The following is a 13878-nucleotide window of genomic DNA, read 5'->3' as shown; positions in this document are numbered from 1 at the left end:
GGGTGACCGCCCTCGAACAGCACACCGGCGTGGGCGCGGCGCCGGTGGTCGAGATCCGGACCAATCCGCGCACCGGTGCCACGGCGGTCTCGTTGGCGGTACGGCTCGTGGATCCGGTGCTGGAGCGGGCCAATCGTGAACTCGGCGCGGACGTGCTGAACCGGGCGCGGGCGAACGGGGCGCCGCTGACCGACGCCGCCCTGATCACCCTCGCCGAACCCTTCCGGATGTCGGTCGTCGAATTCCATCCACTGCCCGCGGGCAGCGCCAATGGCATCTCGGCCTTCTACTACACGCTGCTGGTGGTCTTCGCCGGATTCACCGGCAGTCTGCTCATCAATGGCGGCGTGGACGCGGCCGTAGCGCACGACACCGGGATCTCGCGGTGGCGGGTGCTGCTCTACAAGTGGGGACTCGCGGGCGTGGTGGCGGTGGTGATGGCCGGTGTCTACCAGCTCATCGCCGCGGCGCTGGGCATGCCGATGGACCATCACACGGCGCTCTACCTGTTCAGCGCCTATGCCTCACTCGCCATCGGCATGACCGCCATGACCATTCTGACGGTGGTCGCCACCGCCGCGACGGCGCTGCGGCTGCCGGTGCTCAACACCCTCGGCATGCCCATCAATATGCTGCTCTTCCTGGCCCTGGGGCTGCCGTCGTCCGGCGGCATCGTGCCCATCGAGGCCACGCCGCCGGCATACGGGGCACTGTCGCGATTCGAGCCGATGCATCAGGTCTATCTCGGTATCCGCTCGATCCTGTACTTCGACGCCCGCGCCGACGCGGGCCTGACCCGCGCGGTGGGGATGTGCACGCTCGGTGTCGTGATCGCGGTCGGATTGGGCGTCGCGACCACCCTCGGCTACGACCGGCTGCGGGCGCGCACATCCGCCGGTGCGGGGTGACGCTCAGTCCGCCACGGCCACGTCGGCCAGCCAGTTGTGCAGCCAGTGCGTGGCGGTCGCACCGCTACCGTCCACCACATAGCGCGGATAGGACTGGTGCACACCGGAGACCAGGAATTCCTGCACCTGGCGCACCCACTGCTCACCGGCCGGATCCTCGGCCGGAGCGGCCAGAATGGCGGTGCCGCCCGGAATGAGCGCCTCGGCCAGAATCGATTGCAGCGTGTAGGCGTAATTGCCGACCTGCAGCGGATCCGGCGCGGACAACTGGGTGGCGAAGCCCGCGAAGCGCCCGGCGAGATCGTCATTGGGCACCGAACAGTACAGATCACCCTCCGCGCAGAAGGTGCGCACCTTGTCCGACAGCCAGCCGAAGCCGCCGACACGCGCCCCGCCCGCACCCGCGCCGGGCACCGGCGGGCCCACCAGCGCGTCGGCGGGGGAGCGGCGCGGATCCGACATCAGGCCGACCGCCGCGATCCGGTCCGGCGGCACCACACCGAATCCGGTGCCGATCTCGGCGGCCAGATCGCCGGCCGCATCGGCACCCTGGCTGTAGCCGATGAGCGCGAAACGCGTTGCGTCGCACCGGGCCGCGGTGGCGGAGAGCAGGCCGCGCGCGGTGTCGACGGCCTCCTTCTTGGACCGGCCGTAGACCGCGCCCTCCCACGGCAGGGCGGTGGCCGCATAGGTCACGTAGTCGGTGCGCACATTGCCCGGCAAGCCCTGGGTGACCTGGGCCAGCATGCCCTGGCCCGGTTCCTCCCGGGAGGTCTCCCAGGTGCCGGGCACGGCGATCACATTGAGGTCGGGGCAGGCGTTCGGGGCGGCGGCGGCCGGGGGCGCGTCCGCGGTGTACAGCGCTGCGGACGCGGCCAGCACGGCGGCCGCTGCCAGGCCCCAGGTTGTCGAGGACGATCGGGTAGTTCGAAAAGACAAGGCGCACACTCCTTGTTCGGAACGTTCGGACTGACTCCTCCAGATCGCGCGACAGCGCCGCGATATCCACGTCCCGAGCTCCAAGCCCGGTGGACGGCGGCGCTCCGGGCAGAAGATACCAAGAACCGGGTGGTCCGGTTGTTGTTTGATCGCAAGTGTCGGCGACCGATCGGCAAACCGTCCGAAACGGGTGGATCACCCCGGGCCGTCCGGCACCGCGCGGACGGTGGATCGGTCGCGCCGAGGTGCCGACGGTCGGGCATCGGGTCGTTCGCGGCCCGGTGCTCCGGGGCCGGAATCAGCTGGTTGGGGCGTCGCCGACCGTGCGCGTGGTGTCGATGAGTCCGAACACCTCACCCTGCGGGCCCTGGACGATGCCCATGCGCCCGAACGCACTGTCCTCCGGGCCCATCAGCACGTTCGCGCCCAGTTCGCGCGCCGTGGCGAGGCTGGTGTCGGCATCGGCGGTCTGGAACCAGGCCAGCCAGTAGGACGGCGTCTCGCCGGGCACGGTGGTGGAGTCCATGAGGCCACCCACCTCGGCGGCGGAACCCGGGGTGGAGAAGGTGGCGTAGCGGAATCGGTCGGTATCGCTGACGGTGTGGTACGACCATCCGAAGACGCTCAGGTAGAACTGCTTCGCCTGTGCGAACCGGTTGGTGTGCAACTCGTTCCAGCAGTACGCGCCCGGTTCGTTGCAGATCTCGGCCCCGGTGTGCGCCTTGGCCTGCCAGACCCCGAAGACGGCGCCGTCGCCGTCCGCGGCCACGCACATGCGGCCCACCTCCATCACGTCGAACGGCGGCACGTACACCGTGCCACCCGCCGCGCTGACGGCCGCCGCGACGGCGTCCACGTCGTCGGCGGCGAAATAGGTGGTCCACACCGACGGCATGGGCCCGTCGCCCATCTTCGGACCGATTCCGGCCGCGGCGCGTCCGTTCAGCATCGCCATCAGGTATCCGCCCGCCTCGGGCGGGCCGTCGAGCACCTCCCATCCCAGCAGGCGCGAATAGAACTCGCGGGCGGCGGCCGGGTCGTCCACCGAACAGTCGACCCAGCACGGTGTGCCCTGCGGCCACGCGGAATCACGGGTGGGCATGATCGGACCTCCTGAGTTCATTCGGGCGGGATATTTGTCCGACTTACAGCACATGATCAGCTAACCACACCGTGCCCGTAGCGACCGGGCGAAAGCGCGGCGGATTCGACGCCGGTCGGGCCGGGTGCGACAGCACCGGACCGTGATCGCCGCGGTGAGATGTGTCACTGTCGGACGCCGGGGGCCGTGGGGCGGCGGTCCTCGCGCGCGGATCGCGCAGGTGAGCGGCCCGGGCGTCCGGTTGCGGGCGATACGCTCGATTCGGCCCAACCGGGGTGTCGGCGGTAAAATCGGTGGTTCTTGTGTGTCGAGGGGACACACAATCGACACGTTTGCCATCCGCCGCGCACCGAGGAGACCTGTGTGATCACCGCGACCGATCTGGAGGTCCGGGCCGGAGTCCGCACCCTGCTGACCGCACCCGGGTCGGCGCTGCGGGTGCAGGCCGGTGACCGGATCGGTCTCGTCGGGCGCAACGGCGCGGGCAAGACCACCACCCTGCGAATTCTCGCGGGCGAGGGGGAACCCTACGCGGGCAAGGTGATTCGCTCCGGCGATATCGGCTATCTGCCGCAGGATCCGCGCGAGGGCGATCTCGACGTGCTGGCCAAGGACCGGGTGCTGTCGGCGCGCGGACTGGACAAGCTACTGCGCGATATGGAGAAGCAGCAGGCGCTCATGGCCGAGGTGGTCGACGACGGCGAGCGGGAGAAGGCCATTCGCAAGTACGGCCGCCTGGAGGAGCGCTTCTCGGCCCTGGGTGGCTATGTCGCCGAGAGCGAGGCGGCGCGCATCTGTCACAGCCTGGGCCTGCCCGACCGGGTGCTGGCCCAGGCGCTGCGCACCCTCTCCGGCGGTCAGCGCCGGCGAATCGAGTTGGCGCGCATCCTGTTCGCCGCCTCGGACGGCTCCGGCGGCAAATCCGATACCACGCTGCTACTGGACGAGCCCACCAACCACCTCGACGCCGACTCCATCACCTGGCTGCGCGGCTTCCTGCAGAATCACGACGGCGGCCTGATCGTCATCTCCCACGATGTGGAGCTGCTGGCCGACGTGGTGAACAAGGTGTGGTTCCTCGACGCCGTGCGCGGTGAGGCCGATATCTACAACATGGGCTGGAAGAAGTACCTCGACGCCCGCGCCACCGACGAGCAGCGCCGCCGCCGCGAACGCGCCAATGCCGAGAAGAAGGCGTCCGCGCTCAAGCAGCAGGCCGCGAAGATGGGCGCCAAGGCCACCAAAGCCGTTGCCGCGCAGAACATGCTGAAGCGCGCCGAGCGCATGCTCGCGGAGGCGGACGAGGTGCGCGTGGCCGACAAGGTGGCGCGGATCAAGTTCCCCGAACCCGCGGCCTGCGGCAAGACGCCGCTCATGGCCAAGAACCTCACCAAACTGTACGGCTCGCTGGAGATCTTCACCGGCGTGGACCTGGCCATCGACCGCGGCAGCCGAGTGGTGATCCTCGGCCTCAACGGTGCCGGCAAGACCACGCTGCTGCGGCTGCTCGCGGGCGTGGAGACCCCCACCGCGGGTGAGCTCGAACCCGGGCACGGTTTGAAGGTCGGCTATTTCGCCCAGGAGCACGACACCCTGGACGATCGGGCCAGCGTCTGGGAGAACATCCGGCACGCCGCCCCCGACGCGGGCGAACAGGATCTGCGCGGCCTGCTGGGCGCGTTCATGTTCTCCGGCCCGCAGCTGGAGCAGCCCGCGGGCACGCTGTCCGGCGGTGAGAAGACCCGACTGGCGCTCGCGGGTCTGGTGTCCTCGGCGGCCAACGTGCTGTTGCTCGACGAGCCGACCAACAACCTCGACCCGGTGTCGCGCGAACAGGTGCTCGACGCGCTGCGCAGTTATGCGGGCGCGGTGGTGCTGGTGACCCACGACCCGGGCGCCGCCGAGGCGCTGAACCCCGAGCGTGTGATCATGCTTCCGGACGGCACCGAGGACCACTGGTCGCAGGATTATCTGGAACTCATTCAGCTGGCGTGATTCTCATCACAGGAATCCGTTGATCACAGCTCTCCGAGTGTCTAGCCTGGAAAGAGGCTGCAGGGCGACTCGGAGGAAGCCATGAGTGACAGGCCCGCACAGGGTAAAGCCGGATTGGGTAAAGGCACGCGCGTCACCGGAAAGTCGCGAGATCGCCTGCAAACCCAGCTCAAGAAGCAGTACGAGGCTGGGGCGAGCATCCGCTCGCTGGCGCGAGAGACCGGGCGATCGTACGGTTTCATCCACAATGTGCTCGTGGAGTCGCATGTGCAGCTCCGCAGCCGGGGTGGGGCGAACCGGCGCAAGTCCAGCGCCAAATCCGCCAGCAAGTAGGCGATTTCGCCGACCGTGCGGCGCCACGGCGAGTGGTGCCGCACGACGGTGTCGCGCGTGCCGCTCAGTGGTCGGGCACGGTGCCGTCGCCGAACACCAGGAGATTGGCCAGGCTCCGGAAGATCGGGAGCCCGGTCTTGATCTCCAGGTACGCGAACTGGCCCTGCGGGTTGACCTCGAGGAAGTAGAACTCCCCGTCGAGGCCCACCCGCAGGTCGAGCACGCCGAAACTGAGGCCCAGCGCGCCCATCAGGGTGGTCAGCGATTTGCTCACCGCGGCGGGCAGGCGTTCCGGGGTGAAGTCGACCGAGGTGTCCAGGCGCGAATCGACCTGGCCCACACCGGATTGCGAGTCGATGCGCACCGCCCACTCCAGCCCGTCGACCCACACCACCCGCAGGTCGTAGGCGGCGACGATGTAGTCCTGGAACGTGGTGGGGGAGTGGCGGATCGAGGGCAGCCGCGTCAGCTCGCCCGGTGTGACGACGCGGGTCTCGGTGAACGGGCCGCGTCCCGTGCCGGTGCGCTTGTACACCACCGGGCCGGGGCGGGACTCGACGAACGCGTGCGCCTCCTCGGCGTCATTGGTGATCAGGGTTTCCGGAATGGCGAACCCGGCGCGATAGGCCGTCTCCAGCTGCACGATCTTGCGGGTGGCGGTGCGGTCGGCCCCCGGATCGTTCACCCACAGCGCCGGTATGGACCAGAGCATGCCTTGCAGGAAACCGTCGCATTCGGCCTGCCGGTACGCGTCGTCGCCGTGCTGTGCACTGCCGGGTACCAGGCAGGGATGCGGGCGACGCCACCACACCGAGACCACGTCATCGAGTCCGAGCACATGGGACAGACTGCGGGCGGTGCCGTCACGGGCCAGGCGGAAAGTCCCGTTCTCGCGCGGAAAGTCGCGCATATCGAGCCGAATTGGGGTGAGCCCGTGATGCTTTCGCAGGGTCACGGCGAGGGCGTCGCCATGGAGATCGTCGGATTCGGTCACAATGAGCACCGAACCCGTTGTGCGGGCTGTCATATCGGAGAGCCTCGATCGGCTCGTCAGTCGAGACTGTCGCAGGCCGCGCCGTCGTCGCTACCGGAATGCGAACGGGTCTGGCAGCAGGTCATGGTCGCGCCGCCGATGCCGGGGCCGGTGGTGAGTTCCAGGCGGCGAGCCCAGCTTTCGGTGAGCCGCGCCAGTTCGTCGTCCCCGCGGGTGGGCGTGTGGTCCTGCGGCAGGGTCAGGGGGCGCTCGGTGAGTTCGATCCGCCGCCGCTGGGTGAAGTCGGCGGTCGCGCCCGCGCGCACGCGCACCAGTACGGGGCGGGCGTCGCCGAGACGCGGACCCTGGGCCCCGAACTCACAGTCGGTCAGCGCCAGGACGTCGGCCCAGCGGAAGGTCCAGATGCCGTCGGTGACCCGCACGCGGATATGGCGTTCGGTGGCATCGACGAGGTAGCCCGGTAGCGGTGGCGAGGCGGTAGCGGTGGGTGGGGCTGCGGTGCCCGGTGGCGCGGAAACACGTGGACGAAGGGCGCCAGTCATACTGATCTCCGATCTGCTCGGGATTTGCTGTAGAGCCGAGCGTGATCCAGATCATATCTCGCGACATGGCCTGTTCGGTTCGCAACGAAAGATTTCAGGCGTACCGGCAAACCGGCGTCGACGCTGCGGAAACCGCTACCGCCGAAAGATTTTCGGTCTTCGCAATCGGGCTCAGAGGCCCAGCGTCTCCGGGAACTCCGCGACCTCCCGCAGCGCGGCCGCGGGATCGGCGACGAGCTTGCGCAGCCGCAGATCCATGATGCCGCACACCACGTCGATGGTGGCCGAGACGGTGCCGTCCAGCTTGCGGATCTCCTGGTGCATGCGGAACGCCTTGCCGCCGCTCCAGCGGAACTCGCAGCTCACGGTCACCTCATCGCCGAGATGCAGCTCGCGCTGGTACTTCAGGGTCTGTTCCAGCACCACGGGTCCGATCCCCGATCCGACCATCTTCTCGCCCGGGACACCGGCCGCCTTCAGCAGTTCCCAGCGGGCATGCTCGGCGTACTGCAGGTAAACGGCCTGATTCAGATGACCGTTGATATCGAGTTCGTAACCGCGCACGGTGACGGGCACAGAGAAAGCCATAACCGGACAAACTCTCCCACAATAGGCCGCATTCCCGGCTGCGCGGTGGTCTTCGGCACATCGGCGACCGCCCGGCTACCACCGCGATCGCCAGCGGGCGAACGCATTGCGCGGGGTTGGCGCGCCCGCCCGGCTCGCGTCGCGGCCGCGGCGTGTCAGCGTCGACCGGCCGTGCGCTCGGCCCACCACCCGGGGCGTCGACGAACCAGTTGTCGAACTCCTCCTGGGATGCCGCGAGGTCTTCGACGGTGGCGGCGCCGTGCGCCAATCGTTCGAGTAGCCGGAAGTACTCGAAACACTCGATCCCCGGCATGAGGGCGATCAGAATGCGAGCGCCACTGGTCGGGGCGGCGCCGAAGGCGTGCGGCATCAGCCGGGAGACGATCAGCGAGCCGCACTCTGCTGCGCGCTTGGGAGTCCGGCGCAGTGCCCTGAGCCGCTTCCCATTCGTCCAAGCCGCCGCCGGATCCGGGCCGCTATTCTCCGCTCATGAGCGACCCACTGGAATCCCTGCGGGCGCTGTGCCTGGCGCTGCCGGAGGTGAGCGAGCGCGTCAGCCACGGCGAGCCGTGCTGGTTCGTGCGCGGCAAGAAGCTGTTCGTGATGTTCGCCGACCACCATCACGACGATCGGCTCGGATTCTGGTGCGCCGCCCCGCCCGGCGTCCAGGAGGAGCTGATCGCGGCCGCGCCCACGCGCTACTTCCGCCCGCCCTACGTGGGGCATCGGGGCTGGCTCGGGGTGTATCTGGACGTACCCGTCGACTGGACCGAGGTGGCGGAGATCGTCGAGGACGCCTATCGCGCCGTTGCGCCGAAACGGCTGGTCGCGGAGTTGGATTCGCGGTAGTGCGGTGCCCGGGGCGCGACCGGTCCGTGCGGGCTGATGCGAGCAGGCTGATGCGAGCATGCTGGGCAGCTGCGTCGTCGACGCGTCGCGCGGGGACCGCCGTCGCGCCGGGATACGAGCGTGCGCTGCGGCGGCCTGTCGATTCGTGCTTCGGTAGCCGGTGCTGCCCGACACGGCGGTCAGTTTTTGCGACGGACCGATGCCTCCACCAGGTCGAGGACGGCCGAGAGGTTGTCCCCGGCGTGGCCGGAGGCGATGCGGGCGATGAGGCCGTCCAGCACCAGGTCGAGGTACCCGAGCAGCACCTCGGTGGGGACGTCGTCGCGCAGCGCCCCTTCGGATTTGCGGCGTTCCAGGCGCGCGACGGTGGCGGCGGTGAGTTCCTCGGAGCGTTGCTCCCAGTGGCCGCGGAATTCGGGATCGTTGCGCAGCCGCCGCGCGATCTCCAAACGTGTTCCGAGCCAGTCGAAGTCCTCGGGGTGGGCGAGCATATCGCGCATCACCTGCACCAGGCCTTGGGTGGCGGCGACCTCGGCCATGCGGGCGGTGTCCTCCTGCGCCAGGGCGAGGAAGAGCGCGTCCTTGTCACGGAAGTGATGGAAGATCGCGCCGCGCGACAGACCCGTCGCCTCTTCCAGGCGGCGCACGGTGGCACCCTCGTAGCCGTACTCGGCGAAGCATCGACGGGCCCCATCGAGAATCTGGCCGCGGCGGGCGGCGAGGTGGTCGTCACTGACCTTGGGCATGGACTCCTCCGAAACCATCTGTGCGGGGCGCGTGCACCGGAAGTGGTGCACACACCCCGCACGAGCGACGAGCGAAGCGACCCGGACAGGTCGCGCGGCAGGTGACGGCGTGACCCGCCACCTACCACCGATACCGGACGCGAGTCCCCGGCACGAATGCCGGGGAGTTCGCTATTCGGTTGTGCCGCAACAGGGCTCATTCCCGCGCTGGCGGGAAATGCGGCGAATCAGCCGCGGATCATATTCCGCAGCACGTACTGCAGGATGCCGCCGTTGCGGTAGTAGTCCGCCTCACCGGGGGTGTCGATGCGGACGACCGCGTCGAAGACGACCTTCTCGCCGCTGCCCTTGGTGGCGGTCACCTTCATGGTCTTCGGAGTCACACCCTCGTTCAGCTTGGTGATGCCCTCGATATCGAAGGTCTCCGTGCCGTCCAGACCCAGCGACTTGGCGCTCTCACCGGCCGGGAACTGCAGCGGAACCACGCCCATACCGATGAGGTTGGAGCGGTGGATGCGCTCGAACGACTCGGTGATCACGGCCTTGACGCCCAGCAGGCGGGTGCCCTTCGCGGCCCAGTCGCGCGAGGAGCCGGAGCCGTACTCCTTGCCGCCCAGCACGACCAGCGGAATACCGGCCTTCTGGTAGTTCTGCGAGGCGTCGTAGATGAACGCCTGCGGGCCGCCCTCCTGGGTGAAGTCGCGGGTGTAACCACCCGAGACATCGTCGAGCAGCTGGTTGCGCAACCGGATGTTGGCGAAGGTGCCGCGGATCATGACCTCGTGGTTGCCGCGACGCGAGCCCAGGGAGTTGTAGTCCTTGCGCGCCACGCCGTGCGAGTCGAGGTACTGGGCGGCCGGGGTGCCCGGCTTGATCGGACCGGCCGGGGAGATGTGGTCGGTGGTGACCGAATCGCCCAGCAGCGCCAGCACGCGCGCGCCCTTGATGTCCTCGACCGGGGCGGGCTCGAGTTCCATGCCCTCGAAGTACGGGGCCTTGCGCACGTAGGTCGAGTTCTCGTCCCACGCGAAGGTGTCGCCCTCCGGGGTGCTCAGGTTCTGCCAGCGCTCGTCGCCCTTGAAGACGTCGGCGTAGGACTTGGTGAACATGTCGCGGTTGATCGCCGACTTGATGGTGTCGTCGATCTCCTGCGGGGACGGCCAGATGTCCTTCAGGAAGACGTCGTTGCCGTCCTTGTCCTTGCCCAGCGAGTCGTGCTCGAAGTCGAAGTCCATGGTGCCCGCGAGCGCGTACGCGATGACCAGCGGCGGCGAGGCCAGGTAGTTCATCTTCACGTCGGGGGAGATGCGACCCTCGAAGTTGCGGTTGCCCGAGAGCACCGCGGTGACCGACAGGTCGTTGTCGTTGATCGCCTTGGAGATCTCCTCCGGCAGCGGACCGGTGTTGCCGATGCAGGTGGTGCAGCCGAAGCCGCCCACGTAGAAGCCGAGCTTCTCGAGGTACGGCCACAGGCCGGCCTTCTCGTAGTAGTCGGCGACGACCTGCGAGCCCGGGGCCATATTGGTCTTGACCCACGGCTTGGAGGACAGACCCTTCTCCACCGCGTTGCGGGCCAGCAGGGCGGCGCCCAGCATGACCGACGGGTTGGAGGTGTTGGTGCAGGAGGTGATGCCCGCGACCACGACCGCGCCGTGGTCGAGCACGAAGTCACCGCGCTCCGGATCGGAGACCTTGATCGGCTTGGTGGGTCGGCCCTCCGAGCCGTTGGCGGCGGTCGGCAGCACCGCGTCGTCCTCGGCGAAGGACAGCACGGCCGGATCGCTGGCCGGGAAGGACTCCTCGACGGCCTCGTCCAGCTGGGTGTGCGGGGTGGAGTCGCCCTCGGTGACGTAGTTGTAGATGTCCTTGCGGAAGGCGATCTTGCTCTCCGACAGCAGGATACGGTCCTGCGGACGCTTCGGACCGGCGATGGACGGCACCACGGTGCTCAGGTCCAGCTCCAGGTACTCCGAGTAGGCGGGCTCGTGGTCCGGGTCGTGCCACATGCCCTGCTCCTTGGCGTACGCCTCGACGAGCGCGAGCTGCTCGTCGGTGCGGCCGGTCAGGCGCAGGTAGTTGATGGTCTCGGCGTCGATCGGGAAGATCGCCGCGGTGGAACCGAACTCGGGGCTCATATTGCCCAGGGTGGCGCGGTTGGCGAGCGGCACCTCGGCGACGCCCTTGCCGTAGAACTCGACGAATTTGCCGACCACACCGTGCTTGCGCAGCATGTCGGTGACGGTGAGCACGACGTCGGTGGCGGTCACGCCGGGCTGGATCTCACCGGTCAGCTTGAAGCCGACGACGCGCGGGATCAGCATGGAGACCGGCTGGCCGAGCATGGCGGCCTCGGCCTCGATGCCGCCGACGCCCCAGCCCAGCACACCCAGGCCGTTGACCATGGTGGTGTGCGAGTCGGTGCCGACGCAGGTGTCGGGGTAGGCCTGGCCGTTGCGGACCATGACGGTCGGGGCCAGGTACTCGATGTTGACCTGGTGCACGATGCCCATGCCCGGCGGGACGACGCGGAAGTCGTCGAAGGCGCCCTGGCCCCAGCGCAGGAACTGGTAGCGCTCGGAGTTGCGCTGGTACTCCAGGTCGACGTTGCGCTCGAGGGCGTCGGCGCGGCCGAAGACGTCGAGGATGACCGAGTGGTCGATGACCATGTCGGCGGGGGAGAGCGGGTTCACCTTGTTCGGGTCGCCGCCCAGGGCGGTGACGGCCTCGCGCATGGTGGCGAGGTCGACGACACAGGGCACGCCGGTGAAGTCCTGCATGATCACGCGGGCCGGGGTGAACTGGATCTCGGTGTCGGGGTCCGCGCTCGGATCCCAGTTGGCGATGGCGCGGATGTGGTCGGCGGTGATGTTGGCGCCGTCCTCGGTACGGAGCAGGTTCTCCGCGAGGACCTTGAGCGCGTAGGGCAGCTTCTCGGTGCCGGGCACGGCCGAGAGGCGGAAGATCTCGTAGGAGTTGCTTCCGACCTCTAGGGTGCCCTTGGCGCCGAAAGTATCGATACTCGTCACGTTTCAGCTCCACTCGTCTGTGAATGGGGGCCACCGGCGGGGCTGTGCCGATGGCTCGTCGAGGCGCGCGGCCTCGTCCGGGTGCAACCCTAACAGTACGCTTGTCCTGTGAACGAGCGGGGGAGGGGTCCCGGGCGCATCCGGAGCGGTGTGACCGACCGTTCGGCGCGCCGTGGTGAGGTGATGTGACAACCGGTCCCGTACTCTGCACCCCGTGACCGTCTCGCACACCCAGGCTTTCACCCCCGCGCTCGCCGAGCTACCACCGGACACCGATCTGGATGCCATTCTCCGCGATCTCGCCGACAACCATGTCGCCGCACCCGAGGGGCGCAAGCAGGACGGCCTCGCCGATATCGCCGCCGATGCGCGTGAACACGGCATCGACCTGAACATCATCGTCATACCCGGCAATCCGGGCATCGAAGCCAAGCTCCGCGATCTGGCCACCGAAGTGGGCGAGCAGGAGCAGGGCACCGTGGTCGTCTTCAGTGACGACTGGGTGGGCACCTGGAGTGACACCTACAGCCGCGCGCGGCTGGAATGGGCCGAGGACAAGGCCAAATACCGCGGACCGGCGCACACCGAGGAAGCGGCGCGCATCTTCGTGGACCGGATGAAGTCCGAAGAGGGTCTGTCATGGACCCTGATCACGGCCGTGCTGGTGGCCGGTCTGGTGGCGATCATCGCCGGGCTGTACGTGGTGAAGTCGCGCCGCGCTGCGGGGGCGTCGGATGCCGCGAAGGACCGCGAACCGGTCGCCTGACTTCTACGAATTCGGTGCGTTCCAACGCCCGGGTCTCGTTCACTCGTTGGTTGCTCGCGGTCGGGTGTTGACCGGCCGCGAGTTCGCCGTCCTCGATGCCTGACGCGTCATATAGATCGGGCTAATAACCGGCAACGAGTGAATTGAATGGTGGTCATTGTGGCGTGCCTCCCCGATCCCGGGACGTGGGTGTCGTACCGTGGCGCCACGCCACTCTTGGGGAAGAAGTGTCGTGCGGGCCTCGGGAGTCCGGTGTTTCGGATGGTGTTGATGAGGCTCATGGGGCAGTTGTTCGCTCCCTTTCCCCGGGGCCGAGCGGGATCCAGGGAGGTGCGATGCGATTACCGGCGAGGTGGCGGGGACGCCCGGTGCGGGTCGCTGCGGGATTGCTCGTTGTGGCAACGGTTTTCGCGGTGGGCGTGAGTACCGGCCATGCGGTGCCGCCACCCCCGCCCAATCCGAGTGACAGCGAGATCGCCGACGCGGGCGCGCAGGTCGATGCCGGGGTCGGTGAGGTGGGCGCGCTGATCAATCAGGTCGCCTCGATCGAACAGCAGCTGCGCCATCTCGACGACGCGGTGGCCGCGCGCCGCGAGGCCGTCAACAAGGCGCTGGTGGATCTGCAGCAGGCCCGTGCCGTCGCCGATGCCGCCGCTGCGGCGGTCGCGGCGAGCAAGCAGGAACTCACCGAGGCGGGCACCCGCGTCGACGCCGCGCACCGCGAGTTCAACAAGTTCGTCGCCCAGATCTACATGCGGCCCGGCTCCACCTCGCTGGTGACGTATCTATCCGCTCCCGATCCGGAGACCGCGCTGGCCCGCGCCCAGGTGCTGACCATCGCCTCGAAGAATCAGCGGCAGGTGGTGGACGGCCTGCGCCGCGCCCAGGTGGATCAGGCCAACAAGAACGCCGAGGCGCGCCGCGCCCAGCAGATCGCCGATGCCGCCGCGGCCGATGCCGAACGCAAGAAGGTGGAGGCCGAGAACGCGGTGGCCGCCGCCCAGGCCGAACTGAACCAGCAGACGGCCGTCCGCAACGGCCTGGTGGCGCAACGGGATTCGGCCCAGCAACGCCTCGCCGAGGCCCGAGC

12 protein-coding genes and 1 pseudogene are annotated in these 13878 nt (G+C 68.5%); 6 read left to right on the top strand and 7 right to left on the bottom strand.

Annotated elements, in window-relative coordinates:
* Positions 1-908, top strand: a 908-nt coding sequence (locus QK444_RS19685) for a DUF3533 domain-containing protein (RefSeq protein ID WP_282782390.1), incomplete at its 5' end; no start/stop codon positions are given.
* A 3-nt stretch (positions 909-911) separates the two neighbouring features.
* Here QK444_RS19685 and QK444_RS19680 read toward each other — a convergent pair.
* Both QK444_RS19680 and QK444_RS19675 read right to left on the bottom strand, forming a co-directional pair.
* The gene (locus QK444_RS19680; protein ID WP_282782388.1) at positions 912-1847 is read right to left on the bottom strand and encodes a cutinase family protein; all 936 of its coding nucleotides are present in this window, start codon (positions 1845-1847) and stop codon (positions 912-914) included.
* A gap of 298 nt (positions 1848-2145) precedes the next feature.
* Complete coding sequence (locus QK444_RS19675) at positions 2146-2949, bottom strand: VOC family protein (protein WP_282782386.1); 804 nt, start codon at positions 2947-2949, stop codon at positions 2146-2148.
* A 363-nt stretch (positions 2950-3312) separates the two neighbouring features.
* Between QK444_RS19675 and QK444_RS19670 the strand changes: the two genes are divergently transcribed.
* Both QK444_RS19670 and QK444_RS19665 read left to right on the top strand, forming a co-directional pair.
* Positions 3313-4944, top strand: coding sequence for an ABC-F family ATP-binding cassette domain-containing protein (locus tag QK444_RS19670; RefSeq protein WP_039813078.1), 1632 nt, complete (start codon positions 3313-3315; stop codon positions 4942-4944).
* Positions 4945-5025: 81 nt separating this feature from the next.
* Positions 5026-5277 (top strand): helix-turn-helix domain-containing protein, encoded by a 252-nt coding sequence (locus QK444_RS19665; RefSeq protein WP_039813075.1) that lies wholly within the window; start codon positions 5026-5028, stop codon positions 5275-5277.
* A gap of 64 nt (positions 5278-5341) precedes the next feature.
* Here QK444_RS19665 and QK444_RS19660 read toward each other — a convergent pair whose 3' ends face one another.
* The 3 genes from QK444_RS19660 to QK444_RS19650 form a co-directional block, all read right to left on the bottom strand.
* On the bottom strand, positions 5342-6304 hold the full coding sequence (locus tag QK444_RS19660; RefSeq protein WP_282782382.1) for a hypothetical protein: 963 nt from the start codon (positions 6302-6304) through the stop codon (positions 5342-5344).
* Positions 6305-6327: 23 nt separating this feature from the next.
* Positions 6328-6813 carry a hypothetical protein gene (locus QK444_RS19655; protein WP_282782380.1) on the bottom strand — a complete coding sequence of 162 codons (486 nt, stop codon included), beginning with the start codon at positions 6811-6813 and terminating at the stop codon, positions 6328-6330.
* 171 nt (positions 6814-6984) lie between these two features.
* Complete coding sequence (locus tag QK444_RS19650; RefSeq protein WP_282782378.1) at positions 6985-7401, bottom strand: acyl-CoA thioesterase; 417 nt, start codon at positions 7399-7401, stop codon at positions 6985-6987.
* Positions 7402-7890: 489 nt separating this feature from the next.
* On the opposite strand from QK444_RS19650, the gene QK444_RS19645 reads away from it, so the two are divergent.
* Entirely contained in the window at positions 7891-8250 is a 360-nt protein-coding gene (locus QK444_RS19645; protein ID WP_282782376.1) for an MmcQ/YjbR family DNA-binding protein, read from the top strand.
* Positions 8251-8429: 179 nt separating this feature from the next.
* Here the strand turns inward: QK444_RS19645 and QK444_RS19640 are convergent, their stop codons facing one another.
* Together QK444_RS19640 and QK444_RS19635 are read right to left on the bottom strand one after the other, a co-directional pair.
* Entirely contained in the window at positions 8430-8996 is a 567-nt protein-coding gene (locus QK444_RS19640; protein ID WP_029925007.1) for a TetR/AcrR family transcriptional regulator, read from the bottom strand.
* 227 nt (positions 8997-9223) lie between these two features.
* On the bottom strand, positions 9224-12022 hold the full coding sequence (locus tag QK444_RS19635) for an aconitate hydratase (protein ID WP_282782372.1): 2799 nt from the start codon (positions 12020-12022) through the stop codon (positions 9224-9226).
* A gap of 214 nt (positions 12023-12236) precedes the next feature.
* On the opposite strand from QK444_RS19635, the gene QK444_RS19630 reads away from it, so the two are divergent.
* Positions 12237-12788 carry a DUF6676 family protein gene (locus tag QK444_RS19630; protein ID WP_282782370.1) on the top strand — a complete coding sequence of 184 codons (552 nt, stop codon included), beginning with the start codon at positions 12237-12239 and terminating at the stop codon, positions 12786-12788.
* 419 nt (positions 12789-13207) lie between these two features.
* Positions 13208-13878: pseudogene (locus QK444_RS19625) on the top strand (NlpC/P60 family protein); the annotation flags it as partial.

It is taken from the genome of Nocardia sp. CC201C, assembly GCF_030010695.1.
Taxonomy (GTDB): Bacteria; Actinomycetota; Actinomycetes; order Mycobacteriales; family Mycobacteriaceae; genus Nocardia; species Nocardia otitidiscaviarum.
This window is presented reverse-complemented; position numbering and strand designations above follow the sequence as displayed.